This is a genomic window from uncultured Methylobacterium sp. (genome assembly GCF_964251405.1).
Lineage (GTDB): Bacteria > Pseudomonadota > Alphaproteobacteria > Rhizobiales > Beijerinckiaceae > Methylobacterium.
The window spans coordinates 42,918-61,388 of record NZ_CAXUJR010000005.1 but is presented as its reverse complement, the minus strand read 5'-3'; the positions used below and the strand labels follow the sequence as shown (position 1 = coordinate 61,388).

The 18,471-nt window shown below is 68.3% G+C and carries 9 protein-coding genes; 2 read left to right on the top strand and 7 right to left on the bottom strand.

The genetic code is table 11. The annotated features are described in order from the left end of the window. The 5 genes from glgB to treZ all read right to left on the bottom strand — a co-directional run. Window positions 1-2,256 (bottom strand): 1,4-alpha-glucan branching protein GlgB (gene glgB / locus ACFE7U_RS02165; RefSeq protein ID WP_375408085.1); only part of this gene is annotated, 2,256 nt, incomplete at its 3' end. Continuing rightward, complete coding sequence (gene treS / locus ACFE7U_RS02160) at window positions 2,257-5,514, bottom strand: maltose alpha-D-glucosyltransferase (RefSeq protein ID WP_375408084.1); 3,258 nt, start codon at window positions 5,512-5,514, stop codon at window positions 2,257-2,259. It lies immediately after the preceding gene. 363 nt (window positions 5,515-5,877) lie between these two features. Beyond that, complete coding sequence (locus tag ACFE7U_RS02155; RefSeq protein WP_375408083.1) at window positions 5,878-9,261, bottom strand: maltotransferase domain-containing protein; 3,384 nt, start codon at window positions 9,259-9,261, stop codon at window positions 5,878-5,880. Between the two features lie 149 nt (window positions 9,262-9,410). Then, entirely contained in the window at window positions 9,411-14,363 is a 4,953-nt protein-coding gene (locus ACFE7U_RS02150) for a malto-oligosyltrehalose synthase (RefSeq protein WP_375408082.1), read from the bottom strand. Beyond that, complete coding sequence (gene treZ / locus ACFE7U_RS02145; RefSeq protein WP_375408081.1) at window positions 14,363-16,165, bottom strand: malto-oligosyltrehalose trehalohydrolase; 1,803 nt, start codon at window positions 16,163-16,165, stop codon at window positions 14,363-14,365. Before treZ ends, ACFE7U_RS02150 begins: the two co-directional genes overlap by 1 nt. A gap of 219 nt (window positions 16,166-16,384) precedes the next feature. Between treZ and ACFE7U_RS02140 the strand changes: the two genes are divergently transcribed. Together ACFE7U_RS02140 and ACFE7U_RS02135 are read left to right on the top strand one after the other, a co-directional pair. Further along, the gene (locus tag ACFE7U_RS02140) at window positions 16,385-16,585 is read left to right on the top strand and encodes a hypothetical protein (RefSeq protein WP_375408080.1); all 201 of its coding nucleotides are present in this window, start codon (window positions 16,385-16,387) and stop codon (window positions 16,583-16,585) included. 115 nt (window positions 16,586-16,700) lie between these two features. Beyond that, window positions 16,701-17,171, top strand: a complete 471-nt coding sequence (locus ACFE7U_RS02135; RefSeq protein ID WP_375408079.1) for a YidB family protein — start codon at window positions 16,701-16,703, stop codon at window positions 17,169-17,171. 68 nt (window positions 17,172-17,239) lie between these two features. On the opposite strand, the gene ACFE7U_RS02130 is transcribed toward ACFE7U_RS02135, so the two are convergent. After that, window positions 17,240-17,959 carry a cytochrome c biogenesis CcdA family protein gene (locus ACFE7U_RS02130; RefSeq protein WP_375408078.1) on the bottom strand — a complete coding sequence of 240 codons (720 nt, stop codon included), beginning with the start codon at window positions 17,957-17,959 and terminating at the stop codon, window positions 17,240-17,242. Between the two features lie 9 nt (window positions 17,960-17,968). Beyond that, window positions 17,969-18,382: a thioredoxin family protein gene (locus ACFE7U_RS02125; RefSeq protein WP_375408077.1), complete on the bottom strand. Its 414-nt coding sequence runs from the start codon at window positions 18,380-18,382 to the stop codon at window positions 17,969-17,971. Window positions 18,383-18,471 lie beyond the last annotated feature (89 nt).

The window sequence follows — 18,471 nt, the reverse complement described above, 5'->3', positions numbered from 1 at the left end:
GGTGAGGACCAGGGAGAAGGGTTGCCCGTGGCTCTCCACGGGCTCGGCGTTCAAGCCGCCCATATTGCCCATGTTCGATCCGCCGTAGCGCTCGGAATCCGAGTTGATCGCCTCGCGGTAGAACCCGGCCTCGGGCACGCCGATCCGATAATTCGCCCTCGGGACCGGAGTGAAGTTCGAGACGACGATGGCGACCTCGCCGGCCTCGCGGCCCTTTCGGGCCCAGGCGATGACGCTGTTGTCCTGGTCGTCCGCCACCAGCCACTGGAAGCCGGCGGCTTCCGTGTCGCGGGCATAGAGCGCTGGCGTCGTCAGGTAGAGGTGGTTGAGGTCGCGCACCAGATCCTTGACGCCGGCGTGCAGGGAATCGTCGAGGAGGTGCCAGTCGAGGCTCTGGTTGTGGTTCCACTCGCGTTCCTGGCCGAACTCGCCGCCCATGAAGAGCAGCTTCTTGCCCGGGTGACCCCACATGAAGCCGAAATAGGCGCGCAGGTTCGCGAATTTCTGCCAGCGGTCGCCGGGCATCTTGCCGAGCAGCGAGCCCTTCCCGTGGACGACCTCGTCGTGTGAGAGCGGGAGGATGAAGTTCTCGGAGAACGCGTACAGGAGGCCGAAGGTGAGGTCGTGGTGGTGGTAACGGCGGTGGATCGTCTCTTTCGAGACGAAGTTCAGGGTGTCGTGCATCCACCCCATGTTCCACTTGAAGCCGAAGCCCAGGCCGCCCGTGTAGGTCGGGTGCGACACGCCCGGCCACGAGGTCGATTCCTCGGCGACCGTGATGGTGCCGGGCGCATGCGAATACGTCGCCTCGTTGGTCTTGCGCAGGAAGTGGATGGCATCGAGGTTCTCGTTGCCGCCGTACTGATTGGGGATCCACTCGCCCTGCCGGCGCGAGTAATCGAGGTAGAGCATCGAGGCGACGGCATCCACGCGCAGACCGTCGAGGTGGTAGTGCTCCAGCCAGAAACGGGCATTCGCGGCGAGGAAGGTCGCCACTTCCGTCCGCCCGAAATTGTAGATGTAGGTGCCCCAATCCTGGTGGAAGCCCTGCCGCGGGTCGGCATGCTCGTAGAGATGGGTCCCGTCGAACTGGCCGAGCCCATGGGCGTCCAGCGGGAAATGGCCCGGCACCCAGTCGAGCATCACGCCGATGCCGGCCTTGTGGGCCATGTCGACGAAGGCCGCGAAGTCATCGGGCGTGCCGAAACGGCTCGTCGGCGCGAATAGCGAGACGGGCTGGTAGCCCCAGGAGCCGTCGAACGGGAACTCCGTGATCGGCAGCATCTCGATATGCGTGAACCCCATCTCCTTGACGTAGGGAATCAGGCGCTCGCCGAGTTCCTTGTAGGTCAGGAAGCGGTTGCCCTCTTCGGCGACGCGCGCCCATGACCCGAGATGAACCTCGTAGATCGAGATCGGGCTGTGGCGCGGGTCCTTGGCGCCGCGCGTGGTCATCCAGGCTTCGTCGGTCCAGGCCGGGTCGTTGGTGCCCTGCAGGACGGAGGCGGTCTCGGGCGGCTGCTGCGCCGCGAAGGCGACCGGATCGGCCTTGAGCGGGAGGAGCGAGCCGTCGGGGCCGCTGATCTCGTACTTGTAGTGCGCGCCGGCCTTCAGGCCCGGTACGAACAGCTCCCAGATTCCGCCGTTCTGCCACAGCCGCATGGGGTGGCGACGGCCGTCCCACTCGTTGAAGTCGCCGACCACGCTGACGCGGCGGGCATTGGGTGCCCAGACCGCGAAGCGGAAACCTGCGATGCCGTCGACCGTCTGAGCCTGCGCGCCGAGGATGCGGTAGGTGACGTCGCTGCCGACCTCGCGCAGGGCTTCGACGTCGCGCTGGTTCAGGGACGAGCCGAAGCCGTAGGGATCGTGACGACGGTGCTCGGTGCCGTCCCAGGTCTGGTAGGCGATCTCGTAGAGCGGGCGTCCCCGGCTCTCGACGCGGGCGACGTAGAAGCCCTCCGGATGCCGGCGTTCGAACGGGACCCGGGTTCCGGCGACGAGGAGCGTCACCGATTTCGCCTCCGGCAGGACGGCGCGGACCTCCCAGATGCCCGGTCCCGTCTCGTGCGGTCCGAGCACCGAGAAGGGATCTCCATGGGTCGCCGACATGATCGCCGCGATGGCCTCGGGCGGGACGGTCCGGGGCGCCGGCGGTGCCGCCGATGCGTGACCGACCGGCGTGACGTCCGCGGCCCCGGTGATGCCCGAGGAAGAGTTGGTTTCGGTCGCGAACGTCTCGTCGATCCCTGTCATTCAGAGGCCTTTCTTGATGTCGTCTAGAATGGTGAGAACACCGCGCGCCGGGATTTCGATCCAGTCCGGGCGGTTGTTGGCTTCGTAATCGACCTCGTAGAGGGCCTTCGTGAGCAAGCTCAGCTTGAGCAGGCGATCCTGCGTGTCCGGGTCGGTGACGGCGGCCCGGCTGGCCGAGACCGCTTCGCCATACCCTTCGAGGAAGGCTGCATCGATCATGCCGCGCCACTCGGTGGCGGCACGCCGCGCCCGGACGTGGGAATCGGCGAAGCGCGCGGCGATCTCGCGGGTGACCGTCTCGGCGCCGTAGGCGAACGAGCGCAGCATGCCGGCGACATCGCGCAGCGGCGTCGCCTTGCTGCGGCGCTCGTCGGCGGGCCGGGATGGCTCGCCCTCGAAATCGACGATGACGAGGTCGCCCTCGGCCGCCAGCACTTGGCCGAGATGGTAGTCGCCGTGGATGCGGGTCTTCATGGCCCCCTTGGGCGCCCTGGCGGTCAGGTCCTCGATTGCCGCCTCGACCTCGCGGCGGCGGCCGAAGAGTTCGGTGCTCGCCGCGTTGCCCTGCCGCCCGGCCAGCGCTTCGAGGCCCCGGAAGGCGCGCTCGCCCTGATGACGGGTGTCGTCTCCGAGCGCACGCAGGTCGTCGTGGGTGAAGGGCTCCGCCGCGAAGGCCGCGTCGTCGGTCTCGATGGCGAAGGCGTTGTGCATCTCGGCGGTGCGGCGGCCGAGCAACTCGGCCCAGCGCAGATGGTCGCCGAAGGCCTCTTGCGCGGTCGGCGCCTCGCTCTCGGGGGCCAGCACCACGGTATCGAAGTCGCGGCGCAGGCCTTCCAGCATCAGAGTCCAGGCATCGCCCTGGTTGGCGACGAAGTTCTGGAGGACGGCGAGCGCCGTGCGCGTCCCGGCCTCGTCGACATGCTCCAAGACGCCGAGCAGTGCCGGCGTGTTGGCGAACTTCGCGGTCTCGGTGAGGAAGCGCCCGACCTCGATCTCGGGATGAACCCCCGTCTGGAGCCGCCGCAGCAGCTTCAGCATCATCTTCGAGCCGATGGCGATGGAGGTGTTGCTCTGCTCGGCCGAGAGCCGGCGAACCTCGCCGACATCCACGGCGACCTCGGGATCGAAGGCGGACGTGGTGGAGAATTCGAGGCGCCCTGATTCGCTCGGCATCGAGCGGCCCTGGCGCATGCCCTCGATGATCGCGACCGCGAAGGCCGGGGAGGCGGCCGCCCCGAACAGGAGGCCGGTGCGCGGGCCGCGGCGCACCCGCGCCACCGCATGGGGCATCAGCGCCTCGTCCTCGCGGCCCTCGTCGACGGCGACGGGCACGAAGTAGTCCTGGCGCTCGCCGTTGGCGAGGTGGACAGCCACTCGCGGCAGCAGGAACTTCGCCTCGCCGCCGCCATCGGTCAGCATGGCGCTGTCGATCACCTGGACGGACTTGATGCGTGAGCCCTTGGCCCCAAACCAGCGGCGCGTGGCGATGAAGCGGGGCGCCACGGTGCGCTCGAACGCGGTGCGCTCCCGGCCCGCCATCAGCGTCTCGATGCCGCCGGTCAGGACGAGGGTGAACAGTTCGAGGGCCTCGGGCTGCGGCCCCACGGCGCCCGCATGGGCGGCACTCAGGCCGAACCAGTAGAAGCCGTATGACGGCAGGGTCAGGAGGTAGGGCAGGTCGCCGATGGCGGGGAATTCCGAGCCTCCGGTGAGCTCGACCGGGACGGCGCTGCGCAGCTCCGACAGGTCGAGCTGCACCGCCTGCGGCGCGCGCGACAGGTTGGCGACGCAGAGCACGCGCTCGCCCTCGAACTCCCGGATCCAGGCCAGCACCTTGCGGTTCGACGGGTACAGGAACTGGATGCCGCCGCGCCCGAGCGCGACGCTGTTGTTGCGGATCGCGATCATGCGCCGCGTCCAGTTGAGCAGGCTCGTCTGCGACTGGGTCTGTGCCTCGACGTTGATGGCGTCGAAGCCGTAGATCGGGTCCTGCACGGAGGGCAGGAACAGCTTGGCCGGATTGGCGCGCGAGAAGCCGCCGTTGCGATCGGGCGACCATTGCATCGGGGTGCGCACGCCGTCGCGGTCGCCGAGATAGATGTTGTCGCCCATCCCGATCTCGTCGCCGTAATAGAGCACCGGCGTGCCGGGCATCGACAGGACGAGGGACTTCATCAGCTCGATCTTGCGCCGGTCGTTCTCGAGAAGCGGCGCGAGGCGGCGGCGGATGCCGAGGTTGATGCGGGCGCGCCGCTCGGCGGCGTAGAACGACCAGAGATAATCACGCTCTTCCGCCGTCACCATCTCGAGCGTCAGCTCGTCGTGGTTGCGCAGGAAGATCGCCCATTGGCAGCCCTCGGGGATCTCCGGGGTCTGGCGCATGATGTCGGTGATCGGGTGCCGGTCCTCGCGGGCGATCGCCATGTACATGCGCGGCATCAGCGGGAAGTGGAACGCCATGTGGCATTCGTCGCCGTCGCCGAAATACTGCGCCGTCTCCTCGGGCCACTGGTTGGCCTCGGCGAGCAGCATCCGGTCGGGATAGCTGACGTCGAGGGCGGCCCGAATCGCCTTGATGACCGTGTGGGTCTCGGGCAGGTTCTCGCAATTCGTGCCGTCGCGCTCGATCAGGTAGGGGATCGCGTCGAGACGCAGCCCGTCCACGCCCATGTCGAGCCAGTAGCGCATGACCTCGATCACGGCTTCGAGCACGGCCGGGTTGTCGAAGTTCAGGTCGGGCTGGTGGCTGTAGAAGCGGTGCCAGAAATACTGCTTGGCGACCGGGTCCCAGGTCCAGTTCGAGACCTCGGTGTCGAGGAAGATGATGCGCGTGTCCGAGTAGGGCGTATCGGTGTCCGACCAGACGTAGAAATCGCGCTCGGGGCTGCCGGCCGGCGCCTCGCGGGCGGCCTGGAACCAGGGATGCTGGTCGGAGGTGTGGTTGATGACGAGCTCGGTGATGACGCGCAGGCCGCGCTCGTGCGCGGCATCCACGAATCGCCGGAACTCCTCCATCGTGCCGTAGGACGGGTTGACCTCACGATAATCGCCGATGTCGTAGCCGTCGTCGCGCAAGGGCGAGGGATAGAACGGCATCAGCCAGATCGCCGTGACGCCGAGGTCGCGGACGTAGTCGAGCTTCTGCGTCAGGCCCTCGAAATCACCGATCCCGTCATTGTTGGCGTCGAAGAACGACTTGACGTGAATCTGGTAGATGATGGCATCGCGGTACCATTGCGGATCGCTGCGATCGATCATCCCGTCGTTGTCCCTGAGTGTGATGCGGTGTCTTGGTGTGTCCCACCGGCCAATGCGCCCCCTTCGTCATCCCGGGGCCGCGAAGCGGAGACCGGGATCCAGACATGCAGGGCTGGCCCTTGCATGCGCCGTCGCCGGCTCTGGGTTCCAGGCTCCGCTTCGCGGCCCCGGAATGACGATATCGGTTCATGTGGCCGGCGAATGCACCGGGCGAGAATCTTGAGTCGGAAGAAAATCGTGGGTCGGAACATGGCGGCTGGTCCTGCGGACCGGCCGGACGCGCCCGATTCGTGCAGGGCTTGACCCATCATCTTGGCGACGACGTGACGAGCGCGAGCGGATGTCTCGCTGACACGCCCCGGCCTATCGCGCAACCCGGCGCGGGGCGCGAAGACGCCAGATCACGCAGGATCGCTCGGCCGGATCGAGGGCGATGCGGTGGGATTTGCCGCGCAATTCGAACCGATATCCCTGAAGCAGATCCTCGACCTCCACCGCCCCATCGTCGGGCTCGCCGAGCAGCCAGAGCGGCACCTCGTAGGTGCATTCCTGGCGGCTGCGCGGATCGAGGTTGACCATGACGAAGACGCAGTTGTCACCCTCGGGTGTCACCTTGGCATAGGCCACGATCTCGTCGTTGTAGGCCGCGGTGAAGACGATGTTGCGGAAGTCCCAGAGCGCCGGGTTGTCGCGACGGATGTGGTTGAGCTTGACGATGTGCTCGCGGATGTTGCCGGGGCGGTTGTCGTCCCACGCCTTCAGCTCGTACTTCTCGGAATTGAGGTACTCTTCCTTGCCCGGATAGGGCTCGGCCTCGCACAATTCGAAGCCGTTATAGATGCCGTAGACCGACGACAGGGTCGCCGCGAGCGTCGCGCGCACCACGAAACCGGCGCGGCCGCTGGTCTGGAGGTAGACCGGGTTGATGTCCGGCGTGTTGGCAAAGAAGTTGGGCCGGTAGTACTCGCCCATCTCACCGGCAAGCTCGGTAGAATATGCGATCAGCTCCTGCTTCGTGTTGCGCCACGTGAAGTAGGTGTAGCTCTGCTGGTAGCCGGCTTTGGCCAGCTTCTTCATCATCTTCGGGCGGGTGAAGGCTTCGGCGAGGAAGATGACGTCCGGATAGCGGTCGTTGACCTCGGCGATCATCCATTCCCAGAACGGGATCGGCTTGGTGTGCGGGTTGTCGACGCGGAAGATGCGCACGCCGCGCTCCGCCCAGCCCATGACGATGTCGCGCAGCTCGATCCAGAGCGAGGGCAGCGCGCCGCCGTAGAAATGGACGTTGGAGATGTCCTCGTACTTCTTGGGCGGGTTCTCGGCGAACCTGAGGGTGCCGTCGGGACGCCACTCGAACCATTCGGGGTGGTTCTTGATCCAGGGATGGTCCGGCGAGCACTGGATCGCGAAATCGAGGGCGATCTCCATGCCGTAGGCGTGGCTCGCCGCCACGAGGCGGGAGAAATCCTCGAGGGTGCCGAGTTCGGGATGGACGGCCTCGTGGCCGCCCTCGTCCGAGCCGACGGCGTAGACCGAGCCGACGTCGCCGGGCAGGGCCTTGAGGGTGTTGTTCTTGCCCTTGCGGTTGGTCTTCCCGATCGGGTGGATCGGGGTGAAGTAGAGCACGTCGAAGCCGAGTTCGCGGATCTGGGGAAGGCGCACGATGACGTCGTCGAAGGTGCCGTGGCGGTTGGGATCGCCCGACTGCGAGCGCGGGAAGATCTCGTACCAGGCCGAGAACCGAGCCGCGAGGCGGTCGGCGATGACCGGGATCTCGACGGGATAGCGCGAGAGGTTCACGCGCTCGGCGTTGCGGCGGATCAGCGAGGCCGCCGCGGGATCGAGGATGAGCTCGAGCTGCGCCGTCGATCCCGCCTCCTCATGGTCGAGGGCGACGAGGAGGGCCTTGAGGGCGGCGGCATCGGGCTCGCCGGCACGTTCGGCCGCGCCCTTGACGATGGCCAGCGCCTCGATCGTCTCCAGGCGCACGTCGACGCCGGCATCCCGCTTCTTGAAGGTGTCGCGGATCCAGGACGAGAAGGCGTCGCGCCAGGCCTCGATCGTGAAGACGTGGCGGGCGTTGCGCTCCAGCGGGAAGGAGCCGCGCCAGCGGTCGTTGTCGACGAACACCATCGGATCGCGGCGCCATTCGACTTCGCCCGCGGGCCGCGACAGGACCTCCGCATTGATGATGTCATGGCCGTCGCTGAAGATGTCGGCGCTGACGCTCACGCTTTCGCCGACGACGCGCTTGATCGGCGAGCGGCCGCCGTCGATCTCGGGTTCGACCGCCTCGATCACGACGCGCCCTTCCCCGTCCGGGTTGGTGGGCGTGGGCCAGCGGGCGACCTTCTGCCGGTCGGCCGCCAGGATGCGGACCTCGCCCGGCTGGAGGGTCACGGCATCGCCGACCCGGAAGGCGATCGGTTCCGCCTCCGGCGTGCGGTCCACGAAGAGGCTGATCATGCCGCCGGTCCTGGCCAGGAGAGGACCCGCCTCGACCGGAACCGGCGCGTCGGTGGGGTTGTGCAGGACGAGCACGGCGTGGCGTGCCGAGGCCGCGTGGCCGGTATCGAAACGGATCAGTGCCACGAACGCGGCGTCGGGGGCCGAGAGCCGGGCCTGGGCGCCCTCCACATTGGCGGCGGAGAGTTCGGCCCTCAGCGCATTGATGGCCGCGACGAAGCCGGAGATGTCGACGCCGGTGGCGGGTTCGCGGCTGTCGGGCGTGGTGTCGACCACGTGGAGCGCCCGGGCGTACCCCCACTCGTAGCCGATCGGCATCAGGACGCCGGCCGAGAAGAAGGCCGCCAGCGCGTAGCGGCCCTTGAGGCGGTGGGCGATTGCGGCGGCGTCGCCCTCGGCGTCCGCCGCGAGACGCGGCATGTCGTGGTTCTCGGGGAAGGCGATCGAGGGCGCGATCACGCGCAGGCGCTCGTATTGCTCGAGCGCCCAGGACGCCTTGAGGTCCCACCACGCGAAGGAATTGAAGAGGTAGTCGAAGCCGGAGCCCGCGGTGGCCTGGGCCTCCTCGAAGGTGCAGCCCAGGGTCTCGGCGGCGAAGAGGCAATCGGGCTCAAGGGCCTTGGCCGATTGGATCAGGACGCGCCAGACGTCCGGCGGCACCTTGTAGGCGGCATCGCAGCGAAAGCCGCGCACGCCGAGGTCTTGCAGCCGGTTGATGTAGGCCGCCCAGATCTTGGTGAGTTCGTGGGCGGCGGCCTCCGAATGGTAGTTCAGCTCGGCGAGGTCGCCCCACACGGTGCGGATCGACGGGTCGTCGGGATCGACCGCATAGGGGCTCTCGGGGTTGCCCTCCGCATCGAGGACGAAGAGGTCCGGCCGTTCCCGCGCCAGAGGGCCGTCCTTGGCGGTGTGGTTGATGACGAGGTCGGTCATCACCGACAGCCCGTGGGCGTCGGCGGCCGCGCAGAAGCGGCGGATCTGCTCGTCGTCGGAGGTGCCGTCGTGATCGCGGAAGCGTTCGTCCAAGCGCTCGGGATCCGAGACGGCGTAGAGGCTGCGCGAGCCTCCGGTCTGATGGAACGGGTTGAGATAGACCCAGTCGAATCCCATCGCGGCGATGCGCGGGAGTTCCGCGGTCCAGGCCGAGACGCGGCCGACGAGGAGCGGGAACAGGTTGTAGATCCGGGGGCCTTCCGCCCGCGGCGCGAGGGCGGCGGGGAGCGCCACGGTTCCGACCTCGGCCCGCTGCGCGGGGGTCGTCGGGGGTTTGGGAGCGTTCATCGTGTCCGTCCTATCGTGTGTCGCGCCACCCTTTCGTCCTTGCGGGGGAAGCGAAGGGGTAACGGGTCGGGAGAGGGAGCACCGCCCAATCCGGAAAGGTCGTGCTGCCCCCGCCCGCCTGCTTCGCAGAGGGGAGGGTTTTGATGCGTTCAGCCCAGCCGTTTAAGGACGGCGTATGGCAGTTGCGCGAAGAGTCCTCCGACATCGAGCCGCCCGTCGCTCGCCGTGATCTCCACGCCGGTGACGAGATCGGCCCAAACGCTCGCCTCGGGCACCGGCAGCGTGGTCCCGGCGAACCCTAACGCCGACCAGGCGCCCTCTCCGCCAGGACTTGTCACGAGACCTGCCACGAGGCGCGGCACCGCGACGAGGAGGTCGCCGTCTCCCGTCGTGCTGTCCGAGCGCGTGAAGGCGAGGACGTGCCCGGCTTTCGGCCCCGTTGCCGGCGCCGCGAGGTAGTCGGCATCGGCGTAGAAGGAGGAGCGTTGCGCCCGGTCCGCCAGGAGCCTCGCCAGCGTCGCCTGCTTGACGCGGCCGTCGGCCCAGGAGCCGAGCAGCTCGGGAACCGAACCACCCTCCTCGAGCGCCCGAGACAGCCTCGAATAATCCACGGGCCGCCGGTTATCGGGATCGACGAAGGAGAAGTCCCAGGCTTCGGTGCCCTGGTAGGTGTCGGGCAGGCCCGGCAGCGTGCATTTCAGGACCGTGCGGCCGAGGCTCGCGATCATGCCGAGATGGGCCAGCAGCCGGGCGATCGGCCGCATCAGGGTCAAGAACTTCGCGCCCGGCGCGACGAGGCCGGCGAGCAGGGTCTTGACGGCAGTCTCGTAGGCCTCGTCGACATTGACCCAGCTCGACCGCCGCTTGGCCTCGCGCAGGGCCTTCTCGGAATAGGCTTCCAAGCGTGTGCGGAAGTCCTCGATCGCCTCATCGTCGTCGCGATCCAGCAATTCCAGGGGCCAGGCGCCGAGGATGGCCTGGAGGAACATCCACTGGTCGGTGGCGTCCGGGGAGGCACCGTCCTCGCCCATGACGAGGTGCGCCCGCCCAGCTTGGCCCAGGATCGTCCAGGCTTCCGCCCAGACTTCCGGGATTTCGGACAGGGCAAGCAATCGGGTACGGGCGTCCTCGCCGCGCTTGGTGTCATGGGTCGCCGTCGCGATCATGGCGTTCGGCCAGTCGCGAGCGCGGGCGGCCTGGAGCGCGTGGAAATGAGCCACGTCGATCCCGTACTCACCCGGATCGCCGCCGACCTCGTTGAGCGCCAGCAGCTCCGGGAACCGGTAGAACAGCGTATCTTCCAGGCTCTTGGCCATCACCGGACCCGTGAGCTGCTGGAAACGCCGGCGGAAGCGCAGGATCACCGTGGGGTCGGGGCGGCCCGGTCCCGACACGTCGATCCGCCCGAGCAGGGCGTCCGCCGCGAAATCGTGGACGGAGCGATCGGGCAGCGCGCTCCAGCGCTTGGCCTTCCTCACCGCTCCCTCGACGAGACGGATGTCCTCGTCCTCCACGTCGCTTTCGTCGAGATCGCCCGGCAGGTAGGAACGGTAGGTCGGAAAGCGCGCGATGATCTCGATGAGCGCGCGGCGCAACGCGTTGACCGAGAAGTCGCGGGTGCGCCGGTCGGCATCGGCGACCTGCTTCAGATCCGCGGTGAGCACTTCGAGTTCGCTGGCGAAGCTGATCTCTAGAATTTCGGCCTTCGCCGCCCGGAGTTGGGCATCGTAGGGCTCGTCGTTGCCGGTGGCCCAGCGATGGAACTTGGCGATCCGTGCGTGCTTGTCGCGATCGACGAGGATGCCGTCGAGCTGGTTCAGGACGTCGTACCCGGTCGTGCCCGCGACCGGCCAGGGCCGGAGCTTCTCGCCGGGCTCGAGGATCTTCTCCACCACCACGTAGAAGCCCGGCCCCACCGCCGCCTGCAGGGCGCGGGCGTAGCCGAGCGGGTCGGCAAGGCCGTCGATATGGTCGATGCGCAGCCCGTCGATCCGGCCTTCGCGGACATGCCGGAAGATGGTCTCGTGCGAGCGCTGGAAGATGTCGGACTTCTCGACGCGCAGGCCAGCGAGCGAGTTCACGTCGAAGAAGCGGCGATAGTTGATGTCGCTCGCCGCCACCCGCCAATGGGCGAGGCGGTAGGATTGCAGTTCGAGGAGGCGGTGCAGCGGCCCGAAGCTGTCGGGATAGCCCTTGGCGCCGTTGAGGAGACGCAGCGTCCGTCCGATCGCGTCGGCGAGCGCCGGCGAGGCCGCCACCGCCTCGGCCAGCCGTTCCTTCAGTTCCTCGGCCTCGGCCGGGAAGCCGCAGCGGCGTTCCGTGCCCGTTTCCTCTCCCATCAGCCGCAGCCGCTCGGAGATGGTCAGGACCTCGAAGGCAGCAGCCTCGCCGACATCCTCCAGGGCGGCGAGCGCGCGGTTGAGGATCGCCGGATATTGCAGCGGGCAGATCGGGAAGGCGTGCTCGTAGTGCCAGACGCTGAAGGCGCCCTTCGCTGGCTCGAACTTCAGTTCGAGCTTTCCGCTTTCCAGCGCCTCGCCGTAGCGATCGCCGAGGAAGGGAACCACGAGCTTGTTGTTGGCCCCGAGCCGCGACCAGTCGATGTCGAAGGCATGGGCGTAGGGCGAGAGGCCACCCCATTCGAGCACCGAGAGCCACCACGGATTGTCGGCGCCGCCCACCCCCATATGGTTGGGAACGATGTCGAGCAGGAGCTTGAGACCGTGCCCATGCAGCGCTTCCGAGAAGCGCGCGAATGCCTCCTCGCCGCCGAGCTCCGGGTTGATCGTGCCGTGATCGGCGATGTCGTAGCCGTGGGTCGAGCCCGGCCGCGCCTTCTGGATCGGCGAGGCGTAGACGTGGCTGATCCCGAGCTTGGCCAGATACGGCAGAATCTGTTCGGCGTCCGCGAAGGTGAAGCCCTTGTGGAACTGCAGCCGATACGTCGCTCGCGGCGGCGGCGAGGACAGGCGGGCCGCGCCCGAGCGCGGGCCGCGGGCCTCGGCCGACAGCGAGGCCGCGAGCTTCGCCAGCGGACCGCCGGGGGCGGCGATGGCCTCGAGGCTGCGATCGAGCTTGCGCCGCCAGTTCGGATAGCCCTCGGTCGAGCCCGGCACGTTGGCTTGGCTCAGCTCGGACACCACATCCTCGTACTGCACCGCCGTCAGCATGGACGGGGCACGGGCGAGGTAGCGGGCGGCAGCCTCGAACGGCGCAGCCTCGGGTGGGTCGTAGCTCGGCAGGAGCTGGTCGGCGGCCAGCGCCTCGGTGAGGCGGACGCGCTCGGTGACCCGGCCGATGCGCTCGGCCTCGGCCCGCTCGGCGTCGTAGAGCCCGAGCGCCTGGCGGGTATCGGTGTCGACGACCCGCCACCAGCCGACGAAGGTCGGCAGGTCGTGCGTGGTGATGGCAGTCAGTGCGTCGCGCGGATAGGCGCCGGGCGGCTTGAAACGGCCGTCCTGCTCGCGCTCGAAGGCGAGGATGCGGTAGCTCAGGATGCCGGCCCGCATCAGGGCATCGGAGAAGCCCTCGGGCGCGGTACCGAGATCTTCCGCGATGACGAGACACTTGGCGCGGTGGCTCTCCAGCCGCAGCACCGCGAGCATCGCCTCGAAGGGCATCGCCACGTAGGCGCCGTCGCGGGCCGACCCCGTCGCGGGAATCAGGAACAGCCGCGCCAGCTGGAAGGCGTGGTCAATGCGAATGGCGCCGGCGTGACGCATGTTGGCCCGGACCAGCGCCCGGAAGGCCGCGAGCCCATCCTTCTCCATGGCGAGGGGATCGAAGGCGGGCAGCCCCCAATCCTGGCCCTTGGGCGCCAGGAGATCGGGCGGCGCGCCGATCGAGACCCCTTGCGCGAAGCGCTCGGGATGAGACCAGACCTCCGAACCACCGCGATCGGCGCCGACCGCGAGATCGCGGTAGAGGCCGAGCCGCATGCCGGCGGTGAGCGCCGCCTGCGAGGCCGCGCCGAGCTGGAGATCGGCGAGGTACTGCAGCCAGACATGGTAGCTGACGGCTTCGGCGTGCTCCTCCGCGAAGGCCGCGACCGCGTCGGAACCGGCGGACCGCATCTCCTCGGGCCAGTCGCCGACCCAATGGGCGCCCTGCGCCTGGAAATGCTCGGACAGGGCCTCGAATCGACCATGGGCTTCGAGATCGGGCCCACCCGCCTCTCGGAAGTCCAGGAAGGCGTCGTCCCGGCCGGACCGGGCCGGAGCCTCCTCCCACAGCGCCCGCAGCACCGGGGAGAGGACACCCCAGATCCCGGCATGATCGACCAGGGCGGCCTCGCGCAGGGCGTCGACCCGCGATGCCATTCCGGCGAGGAGTTCGGCCGCCCGTGAGCCCTCGAACCCCGGAAGCGCGCCCGGCTCGATGAACAGCGTCTCGAGGAACAGGCGGGAGGAGGGAGAGTAGGGTGAGATCTTGGTGCGGTCGGACTCGAACAGGGCGTGGACCGGGCTCAGGCCCAGGAAGGAGGCGCCGCGCAGGCCGGCATCGCGCGCGGCGCGGCCCGCATCGACATAGGAGCCGATGCCGAGATTCTTCGGCGAGCGCAGGCCGTAGAGCTGGGCCGCCAGACCCCAGTCGCGGGCGCCCTCGTCGGCATAGGCTCGAGGACGCCAGCAGCGCTTGGGCGCCGCGATCACCCAGGCTTCGGCGCGCCGGTCGCCCAGCGTCGCGGTGAGCCGGTGATAGCCTGGCGTCAGCGGAGGCAATTCAAAGGCGAGTTCGCCCGCGTCGCTGAAGGGCGCCCGTCCCTCGCGGACGGAGCCGCGCTCGTCGACGAGGCGCCAAGAGACATGACCGGAGGAAACCTGCCCGGAAGGGAAGCGGCCGGCCGAGGTCCTCGCCCGCAACGGGACGCGGAACGCCCGCCGCGCCTCGATCGGCAGGAGGGCGGGGATCAGACCGGAGCGCAAGCCCTCCACCATGGCGAGGCTCGCGGCGATCGCGGCATCGTCCCCCACCGCGATGCCGAGTGCGGCGAGCATGCCGCGCCTGGTATCGAGGCTGGTCTCGACCGGTTGGCCGAATGCGTCGGTGTAGCCGGGTGCGACGCCGACGAGGTCGGCAAGCTTTTCGAGGGCGGCGTTCATCAGGCGGCTTTCGTCAGGACAATGCCGGTCCAGGACGGCAGGCAGACCTCGGTCTCGCCGGTCTCGCTGGACCAGATGATGTGGCCGCCATCGGCCTGCGTCTCGAACTCTTCGGCCCCGAGATTGGCGACGAAGCGGAGCGAACCGGCCTCGTACGTCCAGGTGCAGTCGATGACGTCGGGACGTGGCATGGCGACCGTGGCGCCGAGATAGCGGGACTTCGTGAGCGGCACCACCGATTGACGGCGGATCTGGAGCAGGTTGCGCGTGTCGGCCCAAACCTCGCGGTGGCCGGGCCGATCACGCTCGGCCCAGTCGATCTTGGAATCGCGGAAGGTTTTCTCCTCCGTCGGATCCGGAATGATCGAGGTGTCGTCGGCGAAGGCCGCAAAGCTCTTGAATTCCCGCCTGCGTCCCTCGCGGACCGCCTTGTTCAGCTCGTCGTCGGGGGCGAAGTCCACGAAGAACAGGAACGGAGCGGAGGCCGACCATTCCTCACCCATCCACAACATCGGGATCTGGGGGCTCAGCAGAAGCCCGGCCCGGGCCAGCGCGAGCTTCTTCGGGTCGCACAGCGCGCTCAACCGCTCGCCGAGCGCACGGTTGCCGACCTGATCGTGATTCTGCAGGAAGGTGACGAAGGCCGATGGCGGCAGGTGCGCCGAAGGTTCGCCGCGCGGATGGTTGTCCAGCGTCGGGAACGGCTCGCCCTGGTAGGCGAAGCCCTCCGACAGGCAGCGCGCGAGATGCGCCACGGGCTTGTCGGAAAAGCTCGCGTAATAGCCCGCATCCTCGCCGGTCAGCAGGACGTGCCAGCAATGGTGGAGGTCGTCCGCCCATTGCGCGTCGTGCTGGACCGCCTTGCCGTCCGGCCCCCGCTCCAGCCAGCGCGCTTGGTTGGCCTCGTTCTCCAGCACGAGGTGGATGTGCCGGCCGGGAAGCCGGGCCCGGATCGTCTCGGCCAGCTCGCCGATGAAATGCGTCTCGGAATCGTCGAGGATGGCGTGGACGGCGTCGAAGCGCAGGCCGTCGAAGTGGTATTCCTCGAGCCAGTACTGCGCGTTCTCGAAGAAGAAATCGCGTACGACGCGGCCGCTCTCCTTGCCGTCGACGTTGATGCCGGCACCCCAGGGTGTCGGGTGACGCTCGGTGAAGAAGGTCTTGGCATAGGCGTTGAGGTAGTTCCCGGCCGGACCGAAGTGATTGTAGACCACGTCGAGAAACACCATCAGGCCGAGCTCGTGCGCCCGGTCGACGAGGCGCTTGAGGTCGTCGGGCCGGCCGTAGGCCGCATCGGGCGCGTAGGGGAGGACGCCGTCGTAGCCCCAGTTTCGGGTCCCCTTGAAGTCGGCGATCGGCAGCAGCTCGATGGCGGTGACGCCGAGATCGCAGAGATCCTCGAGCTTGTCGGCCAGTGCCGCATAAGTGCCCTCGGGCGTCGCCGTGCCGACATGGAGTTCGTAGAGGACCACCTCCTCCCACGGCCGGCCCTTCCAGGCAGCGTCCTTCCACGCGTAGGAGCAGCCGTCGACGACCTCGCTCAGACCCGAGACGTCGTCGGGCTGGAAGCGCGACGCCGGGTCGGGCACGACGAGATCGCCGTTGATGCGGTATCCGTAACGGGCGCCGCCGCCGACGCCCGGAACGGTGACCGTCCGCCAGCCATGGTCGCCCGCCGGGATCTCATGGTCCGTGCCGTCGAGGACGAGCACCACGTCGTCGGCGGTCGGCGCCCACAGGGAGAAGCGGGTGCCGTCCTTGGCCGTCTCGGCGCCGAAGGGCATCGCATGGGCACGCTGCATCAAGCCAACATCCTAAAAACTCTGTGTTCGGCCGACAGCCGCACCTTAGCCTGAGAAGGCCGGCCGATGGGGTCTGGTTCCCGCATCCGACCCATGCGCGGCGGCAGGGCGGCAACGGGCTTGTATCCCGGGCGATTGCATCGCCCTGTGATTGGCGCGACGCCGATACCGGGAGCGTTGGCCTACGCCATGCTTTCTGCGTCCACCGAGGAGCGACCGATGGCAGAACCTGATGAGACCCTCGTCCTGGCGCGCGCCAAGTTGAACTTCGCCCAGAAGGGTCACGGCGACCGCTGCTGGGAGCGGGACGCCGGGGGCGACGGCACCTACGGCAGCCATGTCATGGCGCTCTCGGACGAGGAACGCACGGAGTACCTCGAACAGGCCCGCCACGAATTGCGCTCCGAACCGTCCGCTTGAGATCCACGGCTTCGGCATGACGGGGCGTGGCGGACCGTTGCCGGAATGACGGTGACGGGGGAACCTGCGCTGTCCCCATTCCTTACCCTGCACGAATGAAGTCAGGGAGAACACCATGAGCCGTGGATATCCGTCGATGACCGCGTTGCTGGGGCTGCTGGCGGTGGCCGGCTTCCAGAACAGGGACAAGATCACCGAGATGCTGAGCGGCCTCGGCAAGGGTACGGGCGGCCAGCCCGGCCAGCCGGGTCAGGTCGCCGACCAGGGTGGATTGAGCGGCATTCTCGCCAGCATCACCGGGGCGCTGGGCGGAGCCGGGGCGGGCGGCCTCCTAGGCGGCGGCGTCAATGAGCTCGTCGACCGTTTCAAGCAGGCCGGCCAGGGCGAGACTGCCCAATCCTGGGTCAACCACGGCCCCAACCGCGAGATCGCACCGCCTCAGCTCGAACAGGCGATCGGTCCCGACGTCCTTGCGACGCTGACGCAGCAGACCGGCCTTTCGCGGGAGGAGCTGCTCGCGCGGCTGTCGCGCGACTTGCCCAAGGCCATCGACCAGTACACGCCCGACGGTCGCGTTCCGGCTTAGCTCCTGACGCCTTCGACGCAGGTTGAATGAAACGAGCGGGCGGGGGTGCTCCGCCCGCTGATCCTTGGTCAGAACCGCGTGGTCAGCGCCGTCAGCCAATCGGGCGAGGCCGCGACGAGTGCGGTCTCAAGTGCCTTGTCGAGTCCGAGCAGGATCGCGGCGCCCGTTGCCGTCAGGACCAGTCCCAGCGCGGTCTTGAGGCCTTTGCCCAGCCCCATCATCCGATTGCGCCATCGCATCAGCATCTCGCGAGAGACGAGGCCGAGCAGGAGCAGCGGAAGCGCGGCGCCGAGACCGAACAGCAGCATGGTCAGCGCGACCGCGCCGAGGTCGCGGCCCTGCGCGGCCAGCAGCGAGGCCGCCCCCAGGGTCGGGCCGACGCAGGGGCTCCAGACCCCACCGAGCAACAGCCCGATCCCGAACTGGCCCGGCAGGCCCGCGCCCGAGAACCCGCCGAACCGGCGCTCCGTCCAGTCGCTCACCGGGCCGGCGGCGACTGCCAGCCGGGTTTGGGCTGCGGGAACCACGAGGATCAGACCGATCAGGACCAGCAGGATGGCGGCGGCGATGCGGAAGATCCCGGTATCGAGCCCCATGGCAAAGCCGACGGTCGCCACGAAGAGCCCGATCACCACGAAGGAGAGCGCCAGGCCCACCGCGAGGGCGACAGGCCCGAACCGGTGCTCGGAGGCGGCCGCGCCGAGGACGAGCGGCAGCAGCGGCAGGACGCAAGGGGAGAGGACCGAGAGACATCCCGCCAGGAAGGCGAGGCCGAGGCTGGCACCCATGTCGGCCCCTCAGAGTGCCTTCTCGAGGAGGCTCTCGATCCATTCGGGCTGGGTCTCGCCCACCGACCGCCCCGTCTCGGTCGCTCCCTTGAAGACGATCAAGGTGCTCTGCATCCGGGCGTCGAACTGCCTCAGCACGTCCTTCTGACTGTCGAAATCCACGTCGAAGATCTGAAGATCCTTGAACCGCGCGTCGGTCCCGAGCTTGGCCAGCACGGCCTTCTGCGACTTGCAGATCGGGCACCAGGGCGCGCTCACCTCCACCAGGATCGGCATGCCGGCCTTCTGCGCCGCTTCGAACCCTGCCGCGGTATAGCGGGTCGAATCCGCGGCCAAACACGGCCCGGACGCTCCCGTGACGAGGAAGGCCAGGATTGCGAAGGCAATGCCCCTCCAGGGCGAAGCAGAGCGTGACAGCCTCATGGCGCTTTCTCCTCGGACTCGCCGTCTCGCTGGTCTCGGCGGCTCTTGCTCCTCTGCTTACGCCAAGTTGCGGCCCCCGTCTGCGATCC

Coding starts and splice junctions, on each gene's coding strand:
- treS (WP_375408084.1), bottom strand. CDS start 5,514: ATGATCGATCGCAGCGATCCGCAATGGTACCGCGATGCCATCATCTAC.
- ACFE7U_RS02130 (WP_375408078.1), bottom strand. CDS start 17,959: ATGGGTGCCAGCCTCGGCCTCGCCTTCCTGGCGGGATGTCTCTCGGTC.
- ACFE7U_RS02125 (WP_375408077.1), bottom strand. CDS start 18,382: ATGAGGCTGTCACGCTCTGCTTCGCCCTGGAGGGGCATTGCCTTCGCA.
- ACFE7U_RS02155 (WP_375408083.1), bottom strand. CDS start 9,261: ATGAACGCTCCCAAACCCCCGACGACCCCCGCGCAGCGGGCCGAGGTC.
- ACFE7U_RS02150 (WP_375408082.1), bottom strand. CDS start 14,363: ATGAACGCCGCCCTCGAAAAGCTTGCCGACCTCGTCGGCGTCGCACCC.
- ACFE7U_RS02140 (WP_375408080.1), top strand. CDS start 16,385: ATGGCAGAACCTGATGAGACCCTCGTCCTGGCGCGCGCCAAGTTGAAC.
- ACFE7U_RS02135 (WP_375408079.1), top strand. CDS start 16,701: ATGAGCCGTGGATATCCGTCGATGACCGCGTTGCTGGGGCTGCTGGCG.
- treZ (WP_375408081.1), bottom strand. CDS start 16,165: ATGCAGCGTGCCCATGCGATGCCCTTCGGCGCCGAGACGGCCAAGGAC.